Annotated in this window: 19 protein-coding genes; 10 read left to right on the top strand and 9 right to left on the bottom strand. The window is 65.7% G+C overall.

Features of this window, described 5'->3' with window-relative positions; all coding sequences use genetic code 11:
• The 8 genes from fliP to SAS01S_RS18645 all read left to right on the top strand — a co-directional run.
• A partial coding sequence (gene fliP, locus SAS01S_RS18680; RefSeq protein ID WP_066812388.1) for a flagellar type III secretion system pore protein FliP occupies nt 1-771 on the top strand: 771 nt, incomplete at its 5' end.
• Nucleotides 768-959, top strand: coding sequence for a hypothetical protein (locus SAS01S_RS18675; protein ID WP_066812387.1), 192 nt, complete (start codon nt 768-770; stop codon nt 957-959). The genes fliP and SAS01S_RS18675, both read left to right, overlap by 4 nt.
• A gap of 2 nt (nt 960-961) precedes the next feature.
• A complete protein-coding gene (fliQ, locus tag SAS01S_RS18670; protein ID WP_066812386.1) occupies nt 962-1,231 on the top strand; it encodes a flagellar biosynthesis protein FliQ in 270 nt (89 codons plus the stop codon).
• Between the two features lie 4 nt (nt 1,232-1,235).
• Nucleotides 1,236-2,009, top strand: coding sequence for a flagellar biosynthetic protein FliR (fliR, locus tag SAS01S_RS18665; RefSeq protein WP_066812385.1), 774 nt, complete (start codon nt 1,236-1,238; stop codon nt 2,007-2,009).
• Entirely contained in the window at nt 2,009-3,136 is a 1,128-nt protein-coding gene (locus SAS01S_RS18660) for an EscU/YscU/HrcU family type III secretion system export apparatus switch protein (protein WP_066812384.1), read from the top strand. Before fliR ends, SAS01S_RS18660 begins: the two co-directional genes overlap by 1 nt.
• A gap of 64 nt (nt 3,137-3,200) precedes the next feature.
• The gene (fliD, locus tag SAS01S_RS18655; protein ID WP_066812383.1) at nt 3,201-4,718 is read left to right on the top strand and encodes a flagellar filament capping protein FliD; all 1,518 of its coding nucleotides are present in this window, start codon (nt 3,201-3,203) and stop codon (nt 4,716-4,718) included.
• On the top strand, nt 4,718-5,119 hold the full coding sequence (locus SAS01S_RS18650; protein WP_066812382.1) for a flagellar export chaperone FliS: 402 nt from the start codon (nt 4,718-4,720) through the stop codon (nt 5,117-5,119). Before fliD ends, SAS01S_RS18650 begins: the two co-directional genes overlap by 1 nt.
• A 128-nt stretch (nt 5,120-5,247) precedes the next feature.
• Nucleotides 5,248-5,808 (top strand): response regulator, encoded by a 561-nt coding sequence (locus tag SAS01S_RS18645; RefSeq protein WP_066812381.1) that lies wholly within the window; start codon nt 5,248-5,250, stop codon nt 5,806-5,808.
• A 67-nt stretch (nt 5,809-5,875) separates the two neighbouring features.
• Here SAS01S_RS18645 and SAS01S_RS18640 read toward each other — a convergent pair whose 3' ends face one another.
• The 6 genes from SAS01S_RS18640 to argH are packed head-to-tail and all read right to left on the bottom strand — an operon-like array spanning nt 5,876 to nt 11,552.
• Nucleotides 5,876-6,910, bottom strand: coding sequence for a D-cysteine desulfhydrase family protein (locus tag SAS01S_RS18640; RefSeq protein ID WP_066812380.1), 1,035 nt, complete (start codon nt 6,908-6,910; stop codon nt 5,876-5,878).
• Between the two features lie 7 nt (nt 6,911-6,917).
• Nucleotides 6,918-7,874 (bottom strand): CorA family divalent cation transporter, encoded by a 957-nt coding sequence (locus tag SAS01S_RS18635; protein WP_066812379.1) that lies wholly within the window; start codon nt 7,872-7,874, stop codon nt 6,918-6,920.
• The gene (locus SAS01S_RS18630) at nt 7,871-8,629 is read right to left on the bottom strand and encodes a precorrin-2 dehydrogenase/sirohydrochlorin ferrochelatase family protein (RefSeq protein ID WP_174544988.1); all 759 of its coding nucleotides are present in this window, start codon (nt 8,627-8,629) and stop codon (nt 7,871-7,873) included. Before SAS01S_RS18630 ends, SAS01S_RS18635 begins: the two co-directional genes overlap by 4 nt.
• The gene (gene lysA / locus SAS01S_RS18625) at nt 8,626-9,897 is read right to left on the bottom strand and encodes a diaminopimelate decarboxylase (protein ID WP_066812378.1); all 1,272 of its coding nucleotides are present in this window, start codon (nt 9,895-9,897) and stop codon (nt 8,626-8,628) included. The genes SAS01S_RS18630 and lysA overlap by 4 nt, the downstream gene beginning before the upstream one ends.
• 6 nt (nt 9,898-9,903) lie before the next feature.
• Nucleotides 9,904-10,143 (bottom strand): hypothetical protein, encoded by a 240-nt coding sequence (locus SAS01S_RS18620; protein WP_066812377.1) that lies wholly within the window; start codon nt 10,141-10,143, stop codon nt 9,904-9,906.
• Nucleotides 10,140-11,552: an argininosuccinate lyase gene (gene argH / locus SAS01S_RS18615; protein WP_066812376.1), complete on the bottom strand. Its 1,413-nt coding sequence runs from the start codon at nt 11,550-11,552 to the stop codon at nt 10,140-10,142. Before argH ends, SAS01S_RS18620 begins: the two co-directional genes overlap by 4 nt.
• A gap of 16 nt (nt 11,553-11,568) precedes the next feature.
• On the opposite strand from argH, the gene SAS01S_RS18610 reads away from it, so the two are divergent.
• Nucleotides 11,569-12,171 carry a TlpA family protein disulfide reductase gene (locus SAS01S_RS18610; protein WP_245656998.1) on the top strand — a complete coding sequence of 201 codons (603 nt, stop codon included), beginning with the start codon at nt 11,569-11,571 and terminating at the stop codon, nt 12,169-12,171.
• Between the two features lie 165 nt (nt 12,172-12,336).
• Complete coding sequence (locus SAS01S_RS18605; protein WP_157082904.1) at nt 12,337-13,026, top strand: PilZ domain-containing protein; 690 nt, start codon at nt 12,337-12,339, stop codon at nt 13,024-13,026.
• A 556-nt stretch (nt 13,027-13,582) separates the two neighbouring features.
• On the opposite strand, the gene SAS01S_RS18595 is transcribed toward SAS01S_RS18605, so the two are convergent.
• From SAS01S_RS18595 to SAS01S_RS18585, 3 genes are read right to left on the bottom strand one after another with little or no spacing between them, the layout of a single operon-like run.
• Nucleotides 13,583-14,464 (bottom strand): RDD family protein, encoded by an 882-nt coding sequence (locus tag SAS01S_RS18595; protein WP_066812372.1) that lies wholly within the window; start codon nt 14,462-14,464, stop codon nt 13,583-13,585.
• A complete protein-coding gene (locus SAS01S_RS18590; protein WP_066812371.1) occupies nt 14,448-15,479 on the bottom strand; it encodes a stage II sporulation protein M in 1,032 nt (343 codons plus the stop codon). Before SAS01S_RS18590 ends, SAS01S_RS18595 begins: the two co-directional genes overlap by 17 nt.
• A complete protein-coding gene (locus tag SAS01S_RS18585; protein ID WP_066812370.1) occupies nt 15,476-16,792 on the bottom strand; it encodes a DUF58 domain-containing protein in 1,317 nt (438 codons plus the stop codon). Before SAS01S_RS18585 ends, SAS01S_RS18590 begins: the two co-directional genes overlap by 4 nt.
• Nucleotides 16,793-16,911 lie beyond the last annotated feature (119 nt).

Raw genomic sequence — 16,911 nt, 5'->3', positions numbered from 1 at the left:
CCCGCCGCGCCGGCGGCGACTGCCGCTTCCTCGGCGCCGGCCGCCGCGGCCAAGCCCGGCATTGGCGACGCGGTCGATCGCGCGCTCAGCCAGCTCGGCGGACCGGGCGCTGCTGCCGCGACCAATGGCGCGGGCAAGGCGCCGCTGTCGCTCAGCCTGCAAGTCCTCATCATCATGGGGCTGCTCACGATCCTGCCCGGGATCCTGCTGATGATGACCAGCTTCACGCGGATCATCATCGTGCTGTCGATCCTGCGCCAGGCGCTGGGACTGCAGCAGACGCCGCCCAACCAGGTGCTGATCGGCCTGTCGCTGTTCCTGTCGCTGTTCGTGATGGCGCCGACGATCAACCAGATGAACACCCAGGCGATCCAGCCTTATTCCGCCGGCCAGATCGGCGGGACCGAGATGATCCAGCGCGCCGGCCAGCCGCTCCATGCCTTCATGATCAAGCAGACGCGGATGAAGGACCTCAAGATGTTCGCCGACATGGCGCATTCGGGCCCGTACAAGAGCTCGGTCGATGTGCCCTATACCGTCTTACTGCCGGCCTTCGTTACCAGCGAATTGAAGACCGCGTTCCAGATCGGCTTCCTGATCTTCCTGCCGTTCATCGTCATCGACCTGGTGGTCGCGACCGTGCTCATGTCCTTGGGCATGATGATGATGTCGCCGACGATCATCTCGATGCCGTTCAAATTATTGCTGTTCGTGCTGGTCGATGGCTGGGCGATGATGATGGGCAGCCTGGCATCGAGTTTCGCGACATGATGCCCGCCTGTCCGCCGCCCGCGCCGAACCCGTTCCGCGCGCCGCCGCCCGCCATGCCGAGGCGCAAGCCGATGCTGTGGCTCTCCTCCAACCGTCATGCCAGCGAACGCTGGCATCTCATGGAGGGTAATACGGTGGGAGACCCCAGCGTTCGCTGGGGTGACGATAAAAGCAACTGGATCAACTGACGATGGACGCCGACTATTTTATCGGAGTGGCCGATCAGACGATGTGGGTGCTGGCGCTCGCCGCTGCCCCGGTGCTGATCCCGGCGTTGCTCGCCGGCTTGATCCTGGGCATGGTCCAGGCGGCGACGTCGATCAACGAACAGACGCTGACCTTCGTCCCCAAGCTGGCCGTGGTCGGCCTGTCGCTGCTGATCTTCGGCAGCCTGATCATGGGCCTGCTGACCGACTTCACGATCGATATCTTCCAGCGCATTCCCGACCTGGTGCGGTAAAAGGATGCTCGGCCTCGGCCTGAATATCGAGGCGCAGCTCTGGGCGCTGCTCTTCGTGATGATTCGGATCGGCGCGGCGTTCGTCGCGGCGCCGGTATTCGGCGCGGTGGCGGTGCCGTTGCCGGTGCGCGTCGCTTTGTCGGGTGCGATCGGCGTGCTGGTGTTGGCGGTCCATCCGATCGTCCCGCCCGCCGATATCTTCTCGATCGCCACCATTCTGAGCGCGGTCGCCGAAGCGCTGATCGGGCTGGCAATCGGTTTCATCCTGCAGATCGCGTTCGCCGCGCCGGCGGTTGCCAGCGAAGTGATCGGCACCTCGATGGGGATCGGTTTCGCCTCGGCGATCGACCCGCAGAATGGCCGCTCGACGCCCGCCTTGGGCAATTTCCTGTCCGTGCTGATGACCTTGCTGTTCCTGTCGGTGAACGGGCATCTCGTTCTCGTCGACATGCTGGTGCGCAGCTATGCCGTGCTGCCTCCAGGCGGCGCCTGGCTGTCGCCCGACCGGCTCAAGGACATCGCCTTTTTCGGCGGCTACACCTTCGCCGCCGGGCTGCTGCTCGCGCTGCCGGTCGGCTTCCTGCTGCTGTGCCTCAACATGATCGTCGGCATGGTCAGCCGCGCCGCGCCCAGCCTCAATCTGTTCGCGATCGGCCTGCCCGCCAGCCTGGCGGTCGGCGTGGTCGCGCTCGCGCTCGCGATGCCCGCAATGGGTGATTACATGCTCGTCATCGTCCAGGAAGGACTCGATGCCGCGCAAAGCCTGGTGTTCGGCTGATGGCGGAATACGAAGGCGACAAGACAGAAGCGCCAACAGCCAAGCGTCGCAAGGACGCGATCGATAAGGGCGATGTCCTCAAATCGCGCGAGTTCGCTACCGCTTTGATCGTGCTCGCCGGCTGCGGCTGGATCGCGATGCTCGGGCCGCAAATGGTCAAGGCGTGCGAAGGGCTGATGACCGCCAGCTTCCGCTTCGGCCGCGCCGATATCGAGGATTGGTCGCCGATGCGGCCGCTGATCCAGGCCGGCCTGGGCTTCGCGCCGACGGTCGGCGGGCTGTTCCTGATCGCGATGATCGCGGCGGTGCTTAGCCAGGCGGCGTTGGGGTCGTTCCGCTTCAACGGTACCCTGCTCCAACCCAAATTCTCGCGCGTCAATCCGGCATCGGGGCTGAAGCGCATCTTCGGTCCGACCGGCTGGATCGAACTCGGCAAGTCGCTGCTCAAGGTAGCCTTGCTCGGGTCGATCGGCGCCTGGCTGATGTGGAAGACGGCGCAGCCGACCTTGGGCCTGTCGACCTCGTCCGACGTTGCCGGGGTGGTCGGCAATCTCGGCGGGACGTTCGTGTGGATCCTGTTCACGATGGCGGGCGGGCTGGTGCTGATCGCCGGTGTCGACCTGCCGATCCAGATCATCCGGCTGCTCGGCAAGCTCAGGATGAGCAAGCAGGAAGTGCGGGACGAGAATAAGGAAACCGAAGGCTCGCCCGAGGCCAAGCAGCATCTCCGCCAGCGCCAGCGCGAGATGAGCCGGCGGTCGGTCAGGAAAGCGGTCGCCACTGCCGACGTCATCCTGACCAACCCTACGCACTTCTCGGTCGCGCTGCGCTACGATCGCGTCAACGACAATGCGCCGGTGGTGGTGGCCAAGGGCCGCGGCACCACTGCGCTGGCGATCCGCGATGTCGCCGGCGACGAGAAAATCCCGATCCTCGAATATCCGATGCTCGCGCGCGCGGTCTATTATACCAGCCGCGAAGGGCAGGAGATCCGCGATGATCTCTACCCCGCCGTCGCTACCGTGCTCGCCTTCGTGTTCGGCCTCAATCAGCGCGCCGGCACGGTGCCACCGGCGATCGATGTGCCGACCACCGCGCGGTTCGACGAAAACGGCGTCAAATTGTGAGGAAAGTCCTAAAATTACTTTCGCTCCGGTCGTTCTATGGTCTGACGCGCGCGGAGTAACGATCATGGTGACGACCAGCTCGACCACGAGCACCCCGACCCCGACACCCAGCCCGACACCGAGCCCGTCCTCATCGACCGTTATTGGCTCGGCCGCGCAGGCGCTGTTCAACTCGCTCGCGACCGGATCGGGCGTCGATACCGCATCGCTCGTCACCTCTTTGGTTCAGGCGCAATTCGCCAACAAGACCGACGCGCTGAAGGCACAGAGCGACGCGCTGACCGCGCAGATTTCGGGTGTGTCGTCACTCAAGAGCACGATCCAGCAATTCGCCAGCGCGCTCAAGACGCTGACCACCAACGGCACCTTGCAGTCACAGCCGCAAAGCTCGAACAGCAACGTGCTGACCGCGAGCGCGCAGACCGGCGCGGCGCTAAACGGCCTGACCTCATCGATCACCGTCAGCCAGCTCGCCAGCGCGCAGGTCGCGACGACGCAGGTCGCGGTGACCGACCGTACCGCGGTGATCGGATCGGGCCAGCTGACGCTGACGTTGGGCAGCGCGACCTATTCGGCCGATGGCAGCCAGATGACCGGCTTCACCGCCGGCGCCGGCACGCCGGTCACGATCGACCTGACCAATTCGAGCCTCGACGGCATTGCTGCGGCGATCAACGCCAAGAAGGCCGGCGTCACCGCCTCGGTCGTCACCGATGCCGACGGCAAGGCCTACCTTTCGCTCAAGGGAGTGACCGGCCAGGCACAGGCCTTCACGCTCGCCGCAACGACCGATCCCACCGGCAATCTTGCCCAATTCAATGTTGGCGTCGGCGCGACCGGCACCAAGATGTCCTCGGTTGCGCAGAACGCCAAGCTGACCGTCGATGGCGTGTCGGTCGAGCGCGCATCGAACACGGTCACCGACCTGATCAACGGCGTGAAGCTACAGCTGACCGGGATCAGCCCGGTCGCGGTGTCGCTGACCGCGAGTTCGCCGACCAGTGGCCTGAAACAGGCGATTTCCGACTTCGTCGACAGCTACAATGAGGTGCTGAACACGATCAACACCCAGATCGACCCACAAAACGGGCCGCTCAAGAGCGACACCGCGGCGCGCGGGCTGATCAATTCGCTGCGCTCGCTGACGACGCGGAGCCTGCTGACGGGTGCCGCGGCCGGAACGCCGACGACCCTGGGCGAGATCGGCATCAAGACCAATCGCGACGGCACCTTGTCGGTCGACGATGCGGCGGTGACCAACGCGCTTAACAATTATCCGGCATCGGTCGAGGCGATGTTCTCGTTCTCGACCTCGAGCTCGGACGGCATCACCGCGGCGATGAACGGCATTTCGCTGACCTCGACCAGCACGCTATATGGCCTTGGCGCCTCGCTGACGCGCTACACCCAGCAGCAGTCGAACGTGTCGAAAGCGAAGGACGATTTGTCCAACCAATCGGACCAGATGAAGACCCGGCTGACCCAGCAATTCTCCAGCATGAATGCCAAGGTCGCCGCCTACAAATCGACTCAGGCGTTCCTCAAGACGCAGATCGACGCTTGGGCGAAGGGCAACAATTGATGGCCGGCTATGCAACCGCGCTGCGTGGCGATCCCGAAGCGACCTATCGCCAGATCGACCTGGTCGGCCGCACTGGCGAGGCGGACGGGCCAGCGCTGGTCCAGTTGCTCTACGAGGAACTCGTCCGCGCGCTGCGCGTCGCCGCGCACGCCACAGAAAACCAGAATTATGCGCTGAAGGGTGAGAAGATCACGCGCGCCACCGCGATCCTGTTCGCGCTCGAGGCGGGGCTGGATTTCGACAAGGGCGGCGAGGTCTCGCATACGCTTGCGCGGCTTTACCGCGGCGCGCGCAATGCGATCGTCGATGCCAGCGTGGGACACGAGTCGCAGCCGTTCCTCGAAGTTGCATCCAATCTCGAGGAAATCGCCCAGGCCTGGGCGCAGGCGCGCCGAGCCTGAATGTTTTGGTTCAGCAAAGCTGAAACGGTTGCCGCGACAAACAACCTAGCACCGGCAAGTTGGTTGCCGCGCCATTAACCCTTTCGTGACCGGCGCCAGCTTAGGGTCGCGATCAAAGGAAGGACCCGATGGCCGAACTTCACCGACCCGTACGCACGATCCTGGTGGTCGATGACAGCCGCACCAATTTGAACGTGATCGGCAAGCGGCTGACGCATTTCGGCTATCTGACCGCGCTCGCCGACAAGGGCGAGGAAGCGCTCGATCTCATCGCCGCGCGCGGCTTCGATCTCGTCCTGCTCGACCTGGTGATGCCGGGAATGAGCGGGCTTCAGGTGCTGACCGAATTGCGCTCGCGCCTCGAAACGGTCGATTTGCCGGTCATCGTCGTCACCGGACGCAGCGATCCCGAAGCGGCCGTCCAGGCACTCGCCGCCGGCGCCGACGATCATGTCGCCAAGCCGTTCGATTTCGACGTGCTGCACGCCCGTATCGAACGCACGCTCGCCCGCGCCCGCCGCATCAGCGACCTCAAAAGATCGAACGCCGCGCTCGACGCGCGGATCGCCGCGCGCGCGATGGAATTGGGCGAAGCCCGCGCCGAACTCGCCGACATCCGCGCCGACCGCCAACGGCTGATCGTCTCGCTCCAGGCGCTGCACGACGAAGTCGAGCGGCTGCGGGCGTAACGTTCTTAACACCTCTCCCGCTTGCGGGAGAGGGCTAGAAGCCAACCGACATCGACCGACGATTGGATCAGTCGTCGCGCGCGATGGCATCTCGATAGGCGAAGAGACCCGGGGTGCCGCCCGTCATCACGAACAGGACGTCGCGGTCCTCCCACACACCGTTGTGCATCCCGTCGAGCACGCCGGCAAAGGCCTTGCCGCTATAGACCGGATCGAGCAGCAAGCCCTCGCTCCGTGCCATGATCCGGAGCGCGCCGACCATCGCGTCGGTTGGTAGGCCATAGGCTTCACCGCGCTGCGAACCATCGATGCGGATCGCGTCGCCGGCCAAATTCCGGTCCGGCGCGATGAGGTGGAGCGCTTCCGAGGCCAAGCGGCGCGTGTCCTCGATCGCCTTGTCGAGCGGCGCAAGCACCGTGAAGGACAGAATTCGGCGTGGATCGTCGCCCGCGGCACTCAGCCCTGCCGCGAGTCCGGCATGCGTGCCCGCGCTCCCATTCGGAACGACGATCGCTTCGAATCGTCGGTCGACGGCTTGCTCTTGCTCGAGGATTTCCGCTGCGCAGACGACATAGCCGAGACATCCCAGGGGTGACGATCCGCCACTGCCGACGACATAGGCCCTGCGCCCCTCGCGTCCGATTTCCTCGGCCCGCGCTTGCGCGGCTGCCAGCGCATTCACGTCGCCCGGCAGCCGATGCACGGTCGCGCCGAACAGATCGTCGAGCAGCAGATTGCCGTTCGTCCGATAGGCCTCGTCATGGCGCGGCACGACATCGCTCAGCATCAACTCGCAGGCGAGTCCGGCGCGCGCCGCCGCGGCCGCGCTTTGCCGCGCATGGTTCGATTGCAGGCCGCCAGTGGTGATGAACGTGTCGCAGCCCTGCGCGACTGCCTCGCCGATCAGGAATTCGAGCTTGCGCAGCTTGTTGCCGCCGCCGCCGACCCGCATGACATCGTCGCGCTTGACCCACAAACGCGCGCCGCCCGCGGCCGCGCCCAGCACCTGCTCCAGCCGGGTCAGCCGTTCGATCGGAGTCGGCCCATCGAGCAGCGGAAACCGCGGGAAAGAGCTCAGCCGGCCTTTCATCGTTGCGACCATCTCCGGCTTACCCCCGCAACCAATGCCGCCGCACGAAATAGGCCGTCACGCTCACCGCGGTCAGCACGCAGATCCCGACGATCGCGTCGAATGCCCAGGGTCGGTCCGCCAGCCACAGGCCGCGCACGTTCATCCCATACAACCCGGTCAGGAAGGTCAGCGGCAGGAAGATCATCGCGACGATCGAGATGATCAGCGCGCGCTGGTCGATCTGTTCGGCGCGCAGGTCGGTCAGCGCCTCATGAGTCAGCGCCGAGCGCTCGCGGATGCTCTCTAGTTCCTCGGCCATGCGCGCGGCGCGGTCGGCGGCCGCCGACAAATGCAGGCGATCGTCATCGCCTAGCCAGCCGACCTGCAACGTGCTGAGCTTTTCGAGCGCGGTACGCTGCGGCGCGAGGAAGCGGCGATAGCCGATCGACTGGACGCGGACGCGGGTGACGGTGCGGCGCAGCTCGAAGATCTTCTCATTGTCGAGCGACGTCTCGCACTCGTCGAGATCGTCGCCCAATTGCGCGACGTCGGGATCGAGATCGCTGGTAATCGCGGTGGCAAACTCGGTGATCAGGTCGCCGGGGTCGCGAACCTGGCCGGCCTCGACGCTTTGCTCGACCAGCTTGATCGCGTTCAATGTCTTGCGCGTGACCGAGATGACGCGCCCGGCGATCGCCCAGATGCGGACCGAGGCGAGTGGATCGGACGAAACCAGTTCGTCCTCCGACCGCCCGCGCAGGTTGAGCAACGCGCCTTCGCCGAACTGCTCGCAGCGCGGCCGCGTCTCGGTCGCGGTCAGCGCATCGACCAGATAGTCGTCAAGCTTGGCAACGTCGGACAACCATGCCTGGGCATGTTCGTTATTGGTCGTCAGATGGACCCAGACGAAACCGTGGTCGATATCGAGCGCCTGTTTGATCTCGCAGCGCGTCGATTTCCCGCTCTCGTCGACATGATAGGCAAAGCCGCTCATCGCGCCATCTCCACAAACACGGTCAGCCCTTCTGCCGGATCAACGGGTGGTGCAACCGAAACGATCCGCGGTGCGTCGGCGCGCGCGCGGTCGAGGATCGCGGGCGGCACGTCGGGGGTGTGGACCACCCGATCGGCCTGCGCGAGCAAGCGCGCCTGGCGCAAGGTGAGGTCGTCGGGGCTGGGGGAGGAGAGGCGGATCGCCTCCATCGCGCGCGGACGCGATGCGTCGCCGCGCCACGCATCGACGCTTGCCGCATCGGCGGCCAGCGGATCGAGCGCGCCGCCTTCGCTCAGCGCCTGCGCCAAAGCGCGGCGGCGGGCATCCATATCGGGGAGCGAAGCCTTGAGCCGCGCGCGAACCGTATATAGCGCGTCGGCGAGTCCACCGAGTGTCGTCGGAAGCAGTGATTCGAGCCGCTGACGCAACGCCGCTGCCAGCCCTGCCGAGGCACCGCCCGTGCCGATCGCGACGATCACCGGCGAGCGATCGACGATCGCGGGAAGGGTGAAGTCGCACAGATCGGGCCGGTCGACCGCGTTGACCAGCACGCCGCGTGCCTTGAGCCGAGCGACCGTCTCGTCGGGATCGTCTAGCGCGACGATCGCGAGCACCGCTTCATCGTTTTCGCCGACGATCATCGCGCCGGCGCGGTCGAGCAGACGCCGTTTGGCGTCCGCGCTGTCGCCATCGCCGATCAGCATCACCGGCCGCCCCGCCAGCCGGAGGAAGACCGGCAGGCTGTGTAAGGTCACGCGGCTACCGTCCCGAGCCAGTCGGGGACATGTTCCTCCGACATCACGCGATAGGCCGGGATGCGCTCGGCGACGACGGCATAGCGGTCGCCGTCGACCATCACTTCGGGAACCAAAGCGCGGCTGTTATAGGTAGAGGCCATGGTCGCGCCATAGGCACCGGCGGTGCGGAAGATGGCGAGGTCGCCTTCCTTGACCCGATCGATATCGCGCGCCTTGGCGAAAGTGTCGCCGCTTTCGCACACCGGCCCGGCGATATTGGCGACGAACCGCTCGCCGCTCGACTTCACCGCGACGAAATCGTGCCAAGCATCGTACAGCGCCGGTCGAGCGAGGTCGTTCATTGCCGCGTCGACGATCACCCAGGGATTGGTCGGCGAGGGTTTCACCCAGATCACCTGAGTCAGCAGCACCCCGGCATTGCCGGCGATGACCCGGCCGGGCTCGAACATCAATTCGACGTCCCAGTCGCGGGTGACGCGCGCCACCATCTCGCCATAAGCGGCGGGACTTTCGGGCTTGTCCTCGGCGCGATAGGCAACGCCCAGCCCACCGCCGAGATCGACGCGGTCGATGCGATGACCGGCGGCGCGCAGCTCGGCGACGAGTTGGCCGATCCGGCGATAGGTCGCTTCCATCGGCGCGACGCTGAGCAATTGGCTGCCGATATGCGAGGCGACGCCGCGCAATTCGAGGCCAGGAAGCTTCGACAGCCGATCATAGATGGCGGGCGCATCGGCGATCGCGACGCCGAATTTGTTGTCCGCCTTGCCGGTCGAGATCTTGGCGTGGGTGCCGGCGTCGACGTCGGGATTGACCCGCAGCACGCACGGCGCTTTGATTCCGCGCGAGGCGGCGATATCCGACAGCGCGACGCCTTCGGCCTCGAGCTCGAGATTGAACTGGCCGATACCACGGTCGAGCCCCTGCGCCAGCTCGCCGCGGGTCTTGCCCACGCCCGAGAAGACGATGTCCCGCGCCGGCACCCCGGCAGCCAGCGCCCGTTCCAGCTCACCCCCGGACACGACGTCGGCGCCATAGCCGGCATTGGCCATCACCCGCAGCACCGCGAGGTTGGGATTGGCCTTGATCGCATAAGCGAGATGAACCCGCGGCAGGTTTTTCAAGCCGTCACGAAAAGCGTGCGCGTGGCGCTCGAAGGTGCGGCGCGAATAGATATAGACGGGAGTCCCAACTTCGGCGGCGATGCGCGTCATGGGGACGTCTTCGGCGTAGAGCTCGCCGTTCCTCAGGTTGAAATCGTCCATGAAAACTCAATTGGCGGGGGGAAGATCGAATTCGTTACCCTGGCGCTCCTGCGAGCTGGTCAACAAGTCGTCGCTGCGCTGCGGCCGTGCCTGGATCGACGCGGAAAGGAGCTGGTTCGGCGTCGGGGTAGCGGTGGCGCCATAAGGTGCGACCGGCAACGCCTTGCCCGCGGCCGGTTTCAAATCGCGCGCGGCACCGCATGCCGACAGCGCCAGAACCAGGCCGAGGATGACAAACCGTTTCACGTCTTTTCTCCCGCTCGCGCGGCCTTCGCCGCCGGCGCTTCGGTTGCGCGCACCGCTTTCGCGGCCGCGATAGCCTCCCGTACCCGTATCGGCGCGGTGCCGCCAGCACTGGTGCGGCTCGCGACCGACGCATCGACGCTCAGCACATCATAGACGCGTTCGTCGATCCGCGCATCGATCGCTTTCAATGTTTCGATTGGTAATTGGTCGAGCGCGACTTGGGCCTCTTCCGCCGCCTTGACCGCGCGTCCGGTAACGTGGTGCGCTTCGCGGAACGGCAGGCCGGCTTCGCGCACCAGCCAGTCGGCGAGATCGGTCGCGGTGGCGAAGCCCGATTCGGCGAGCGCGCGCATGCCGTCGGTGCGGAAGGTCGCGCTCTCGATCATGCCGGTCATCGCCGCGATCGACAAAGCGAGCAGATCGTGCGCCTCGAACACCGGCGGTTTGTCGTCCTGCATGTCCTTCGAATAAGCCAGCGGCAGGCCCTTCATCGTCACGCAAAGCGCGGTCATGCAGCCCATGATCCGCCCGGCATGGCCGCGCACCAGCTCGGCGGCGTCGGGATTGCGCTTTTGCGGCATGATCGAGCTGCCGGTCGACCATTGGTCGGACATGGCGACAAAACCGAACGGCTGCGACGCCCAGATCACGAATTCCTCGGCCAGGCGGCTCAGGTGCAGCGAGCATTGCGTCGCTGCCATCAGATAATCGAGCGCGAAGTCGCGGTCGCTGACCGAATCGAGCGAATTGGTGGTCGGACCGTCGAACCCCAGCGCCTTTGCCGTCGCATCGCGGTCGAGCGGGAAACTGGTGCCGGCCAGCGCGGCGGCGCCGAGCGGTGACCGGTTCATCCGTGCGCGATTGTCGCCGAAGCGGCTGCGGTCGCGCGCGACCATGTCGTGATAGGCCATCAGATGATGGCCCAGGGTCACGGGTTGCGCCGACTGGAGATGGGTGAAGCCGGGCATCACCGCGTCGGCATGCTCTTCGGCGCGCGCGATCAGCGCATCCTGGAGTTCGCCCAAAGCGGCGGCGACCTGATCGATCGCATCGCGCACCCAGAGACGGAAATCGGTCGCGACCTGGTCGTTGCGCGAGCGCGCGGTGTGCAGCCGCCCGGCGACCGGCCCAACCTTCTCGGCCAGCCGCGCCTCGGTCAGCATATGGATGTCCTCAAGGCTGAGGTCGTCGGGCACGCCGTCGCGCGCATAATCCTCCGCAACGGCGTCGAGCCCCTGGTCAATCGCGGCGACATCGTCGGCTTTCAATATGCCTTGCGCGCCCAGCATCGCGACATGCGCCTTCGACCCGGCGATGTCCTGACGCCACAAACGCTTGTCGAACGGTATCGAGGCATTTATCTCGCGCATCACCGCCGCCGGTCCCTCAGCGAACCGACCGCCCCACATCGCGTTCGAGGTCTGTTTGCGCTCTATCGTTCTTCTCCTCGCGGCCACCGCTTTGATCGGTGGCTGCGATAGGCCGTCCACTCCCAAGGGGCAAGCGAACGACAGCGCCGCGCTGCCGACTCTCGACGAAGCGTCGAACATGACGCCCGCGCCGTCCGCGCCCGATACTGGGGTCGACGTGATCGGCAAGCTGGTCCGCGACCATAAGGGAGAGGCGGCGCCTACCGCCGGCTTCGCTGGTCCCGACGGCAAGCCGCTGACTTTGGCAAGTTTCGCCGGCAAGCCGGTGCTGCTCAATCTGTGGGCGACGTGGTGCGGGCCGTGCAAGGCCGAGATGCCGACGCTCGACAAGGTCGCGGGCGAGGGCAAGGTGCAGGTGGTAACGGTCAGCCAGGATCTGGACGGCAAGGCCGCGGTCGACCCCTATCTCGCCAAAGCGGGGCTCAAATCGGTCAAGGCCTATACCGACACCGATCTGCACATGTCGGCGGCGTTCGGCAATCCCAGCCTGCCGACGACGATCCTCTACGATTCGTCGGGCAAGGAAGTGTGGCGGATGATCGGTGGCATGGACTGGACCAGCCCGACCGCGCGGGGCCTGCTCGCCGAGGCGAAATAGCAGGTACGCGTGCGCGGTGCACAGCTTGTCCATAGGAGTGGGTGCGCGCTATCGCCGACCGTCATACTTTGCTGTAGCACCTACGGATATGGTGGAGATGGCGAATGTTGAGGCGCCCGGTTGCCGTTGCGGGCCGTCCGACGGGTCGCGACGGAATCGATCGGCATGAGTGACCAGGATCAGGGCGGTGCGGCCGGCGACCCCGGTAGCTCGGCTCGCGCTCGCGCTCGCGCGCCGCGCAAGAACCTGCTGCTGACAGCGACGATCCGCTCGCAGGGCGTGAGTGCGCCGGTCAGAATCCGCAACCTGTCCGAAAAGGGCGCGATGGTCGATGGCCAAGCGCTGCCCGAGCCGGGCGCGTCGCTCATCCTGCAGCGTCTCGAGGTCGAAATGCGCGGCGTCGTCGCCTGGCGAGCGGAGGGACGCTGCGGAATCCAGTTCGAGGGCGCCGCGTCGGTCGACGAATGGGTCGCCGGCCGCCGCGCGCCAGCCACGATCTTCGGTCAGGGACAATCGCGGGTCGATCAGATTCAGGCCGCGATCCGTGGCGGGCGCGATATCCTCGATGAGGGCGCGCCGGCTGCCGGTGCTGCCGAAATCATCACCGATCCCGAAGCGCGCGTCGCCGAGGAGCTCGATCATGTCCAGAGGATGCTGGATGAGGTGGCCGGGGATCTGATCGGCGACATGGCGCTGCTGCAACGTCATGGCGAAGCGCTGCAGCTTTTCGACAATGCCTGCCAGATACTGAACCAGCTCTCCGCAATCTTGAAGGCGAAGGACCGCGCGGCCGCGATCGCCGAGGTCAATCTGGAAGCGTTGCGGGACAGGCTGTTGCGCAAGCCGACGTCCTAGTCCGGGCTTGGTTAGGATTGGAGGCTTAAAAGGGAAAACACCGCTCCCCCGCTCGGACTGGATACGCATTTTGATGAAGCCCTACGTCGCTTCATCGGCACAGACCTAAAGAACTTGCCGAGAATGTTGCGGCCGCAAAACAAAACCGGGAGCCGCCAGCGCAGCCCCCAGCCCGAGGAGGTGGATAATAACCCGCCTAAGAGGCTTAGGGTCATGAAGGCCAAGCGCGGCCTAACCCGCCGGGCTTTTTCGTGGTATGCCTGCACCGCATGTGGAACCGACTGCCTCTGCCATTGCGCTCTTTCCTGTCCACGATCTTATCGTTCGCCGCCGGCTATCTGATCGCGGTAGGCGCGTACGACATATGGCAGGGCCGCGCCGATCCCCCGTCTATCTTCATCACGTCACTCTTTGTTGCAATCGCGGCGGGAAGTGCGTTGCGCAGCTTCAAAATCACAAAACTCGACGAGCCGACTACAGACCCGACTTAGATTGGGTCGCACAGATATACTAGGTCCCTCCTCTGAAGGGGCGGCAACCACCCCAATTTGAGGGCTTACGCCGCCCGCGTCGCCTTCGAATATTTGTCCTCGCGTCTGAGCCCGACCATCATCCCGCGCTCGAGCCGGCCGCACAGCGCGGCGTAATAATCCGACAGGAAGCCGTAGTCGTCGCCATCGTCGGGCATGTCGCCCTTGCGCCGGATCGCGGCGGCGACGGTGACGATCGCCTCGGTCTGGCCGCCGCGCAGCACTTCCTCCAGCGTCTGCAGTTCGTAGACGCCATAGAGGTCGAGCTGGGCGTCGGTGAAGACGCGGCGCGGGCGTGTGCTTTGCGCCGCCGACGCGGCCAGGTCATGGCCGAGCTGCGCGCGCGCGCGGTGCACGACCCAGGTTCCGGCGAGCAGGTCGCCGACGCGCAATCGGTCGCGATTGAACAAGGGAAAGAACAGGAAGATCATGCTCCAGGCGAGCGCGAGCAGCGGCAGCAGGATGTCGCCACCGGTGAACATCGCGCCCAGCGAGGCGAAGGAATACGATAGAGGCAGGAACACCTCGATCTCGCGCATCGCGTTGCGCGCGATCACGGCGCCGCCGGTCAGCCGCGCGCCGTCGCGCGCCACCACGCGCAGCCCGACGATCCTCTTGCCCGGCGTCGCGCCGCGCGCGCCCATTTCGAACAAGGTGAACCAGCCGTTCCTCAGGATGAAGAAGCCGACGATCCACAGTCCGACCATCAGAATCGACTGCGACGCCATCGCCATCAGACCGATCGCGATCGAGGCGAGGATCAGCACCCCCAGCATCATCACGCCGTCGAGCAGGAACGCCCCGGCGCGCGCCCCCGCCGTGCCGAGCTCGATATTGAGGTCGACTCCCTCGGGCGTGATGAAACGCCGCCGGAGTGCGGTCACCACGTTCCTAGGCGGGCGCGCCATCGCGTTTCCCCCTCGGCATGTAGAAATAGAGCAGCCAGCCGGCCAGCATCACCAGCCCGATCGCATAGCGCAGTTCGTCGTTGGTGATCGTCTGGCGCCCGATCCCTTCGAGCAGCCCGGCGACGGCGAGCATGACCACCGTGCCGCCCATCGCGGTCGCCGCCGACCGTCCGGCCGCCACCGCCGCGTCGGTTCGCGACAGCCGGCCCGGGAACGCAATAGCGAGCCCGATGCGGAACCCCGCCGCGCCCGAAATCATGATCGCGAACAATTCGGTGGTGCCATGGATCAACAGCCAGCCGACGAAACCATAGCCCAGCCCCTTTGACGCGAAGACCTCGATCATCGCCCCCAGCATCAGGCCGTTATAGACAATCAGCCCCGCGGTCGGCACGCAGAACATAAACCCCAAGGCGAACGAGAAGATCGCGATCTGCGAATTGTGCGTGAACAGGAACGAGGCGAACAAGGCGAGCGCGCTCTGCTGCGCGTCCTTGCCGCCGTCATAGATGGTCTGGCGCAGCAATTCGGTGCTGGCGGTCGGATCGCGCCCCTGCGCCATGCCGTCGGGGATCATCGCGTAGAACCAGGCCGGATCGTGCGCTATCAGCAGATAGGCGACCAGGGCGCCAGCGACGGTCAGCAGGAAGGACACCAACGTCTCCTTCCACAAGGCCTGCACCGCCTCAGGCCAGCCGCGCGCGAAGAAATGCGCGAGCTGCTTCATCGGTGAGGTCGGGACGCCGTAGATCTGGAAATAGGCGCGCGTGCAGAGCTGTTCGAGATAAGTGATCAGCGCGCGGTCGAGCGAGGTTTCGCGCGCCACCGACAGCGACGACAAGGCAGCGCGATAGAGCAACGGCAGGACGAGCAATTGCTGGTCGGGCACCGCGCCGACGCCGCGTTTCTCGATCAGCGTCAGGATCTTGTCGAGCTGATCCCAATCGGCCTCGTGCACCGCGCGGAAGCGCGTCGCATTGACCAGCGGCGTGCGGGCTTCGACATAGGCCGTCACAAGAGGTTCCTCCGCTTGAGGTCGACATAGCCCTCGACCAGGCGATCGGCGACGCGGTCATATTCGCTTTCGATGACATGCGCACCGAGGTGGCGCAGCCGGGTCAGCGCGAGCAGCCGGTCCTTGAGCAGCCCCGCCGCGGTCACCGCGCGGGTGATATCGTCGGCGGTGTCGGGGGCATGATCGACGAGCGATTCGAGTTCCTCGTCGCGCAGCACGACGATCAGCAGCAGGTGCGTTTCGACCAGCCGAGCTGCGGCGCGGATCATGAAGTCGGCGCTGGTCAGATCGGTGAATTCGGTGAACATCACGATCATCGATCGCCGCGTCAGCCGCGCGGCAAGCGTGGTCAGCGCATAAGTGTAATTGGTTTCCTCGCCCGAATAATCGATCCCGGCGGCGAGGTGCTGGAGCTCGGGAAAGGCTGAGGCGCCCGAGATCAGCCCGCTGGCGATGCGCGGGCGCGAATCGAACGAATGGAGCGCGACGCGATCGCCCAGCTTGAGCGCGACCCAGCCGGTCAGCAGCATCGCCGCGACCGCGCGGTCGACGCGCGGAATGCCAGCGACCGGCTCGGACATCTGGCGCCCCGAATCGATTGCGAAGACGATCTGGTTGTTGCGCTCGGTGCGATATTCCTTGGCGTGCAGCTTCTGATGCCGTGCCGATTGTTTCCAGTCGATCGCACGGCGATCCATACCCGAGCGGAATTCGACCAAGGCGTCGAAATCGGTGCCGTCGCCGCGGTCGAGCTGGGTCATCAGTCCTTGCAGCGCGTGACGCTGGAAGATCCGCGCGCCGCGTTCGCGCACCGGGCGAATGTCGGGCAGGATCTTGAGCGCCGCCTCGCTCGCCATCCGCTTCTGCCGCCACACTAACGCGAGCGGCCCGCGCCAGCGCACCCAGAAGGTCGCGAAATGCGCGGTGCCGCGACGGCGTGTCGCAACGGGCAGCGCCACCGCGCCCTTGCCCTGGTCGAGCTGGACGCTCGCGCGGCCGTCATCCTCCAGTCCGACCAGCGGATCGGCGGCGATCGCGATCTGGACAGTGCCGGGGCCGCCACGCGCCGGCCCCTCGACGCTGATTACCGCGTCGACCGTTTCGCCGACGCTGGCAGTGCGCGGCAGGGTCAGTCCGGCAGCGATACGGCTCGCGGGCAAAGCGAGCATCGCGTCGATCAGTGCGCCGAGCAGAATCGCCGCGGGCCAGGCCAGCCCGGCATACCAATGGTCTGGCGCCAGCACGGCAATCAACAGCGCGACCGGAGCCCCCGCCGCCGCCGCCATCACCGCAAAGCGCGTCGGGTAGATCAAGGGGCATCCCCGTTCACGGCGCTCAGGATCGAACGATTGGCGTTGGTTAGCCCCTCCCCTTCAGGGGAGGGGTTGGGGGTGGGGCGTATCAGTCTCACCGAGCTTGTCGCCCGTGGCCA

This window comes from Sphingomonas asaccharolytica NBRC 15499, from assembly GCF_001598355.1.
Lineage (GTDB): Bacteria > Pseudomonadota > Alphaproteobacteria > Sphingomonadales > Sphingomonadaceae > Sphingomonas > Sphingomonas asaccharolytica.
The sequence above is the reverse complement of the archived record's forward strand: the minus strand, read 5'-3'. Positions and strand labels throughout refer to the sequence as shown.

Bases quoted from the DNA above. Each gene is read 5' to 3' on its own strand.
- SAS01S_RS18675 (WP_066812387.1), top strand. From the start codon at position 768: ATGATGCCCGCCTGTCCGCCGCCCGCGCCGAACCCGTTCCGCGCGCCG.
- fliQ (WP_066812386.1), top strand. From the start codon at position 962: ATGGACGCCGACTATTTTATCGGAGTGGCCGATCAGACGATGTGGGTG.
- fliR (WP_066812385.1), top strand. From the start codon at position 1,236: ATGCTCGGCCTCGGCCTGAATATCGAGGCGCAGCTCTGGGCGCTGCTC.
- SAS01S_RS18660 (WP_066812384.1), top strand. From the start codon at position 2,009: ATGGCGGAATACGAAGGCGACAAGACAGAAGCGCCAACAGCCAAGCGT.
- fliD (WP_066812383.1), top strand. From the start codon at position 3,201: ATGGTGACGACCAGCTCGACCACGAGCACCCCGACCCCGACACCCAGC.
- SAS01S_RS18650 (WP_066812382.1), top strand. From the start codon at position 4,718: ATGGCCGGCTATGCAACCGCGCTGCGTGGCGATCCCGAAGCGACCTAT.
- SAS01S_RS18645 (WP_066812381.1), top strand. From the start codon at position 5,248: ATGGCCGAACTTCACCGACCCGTACGCACGATCCTGGTGGTCGATGAC.
- SAS01S_RS18640 (WP_066812380.1), bottom strand. From the start codon at position 6,910: ATGGTCGCAACGATGAAAGGCCGGCTGAGCTCTTTCCCGCGGTTTCCG.
- SAS01S_RS18635 (WP_066812379.1), bottom strand. From the start codon at position 7,874: ATGAGCGGCTTTGCCTATCATGTCGACGAGAGCGGGAAATCGACGCGC.
- lysA (WP_066812378.1), bottom strand. From the start codon at position 9,897: ATGGACGATTTCAACCTGAGGAACGGCGAGCTCTACGCCGAAGACGTC.
- argH (WP_066812376.1), bottom strand. From the start codon at position 11,552: ATGTGGGGCGGTCGGTTCGCTGAGGGACCGGCGGCGGTGATGCGCGAG.
- SAS01S_RS18605 (WP_157082904.1), top strand. From the start codon at position 12,337: ATGAGTGACCAGGATCAGGGCGGTGCGGCCGGCGACCCCGGTAGCTCG.
- SAS01S_RS18595 (WP_066812372.1), bottom strand. From the start codon at position 14,464: ATGGCGCGCCCGCCTAGGAACGTGGTGACCGCACTCCGGCGGCGTTTC.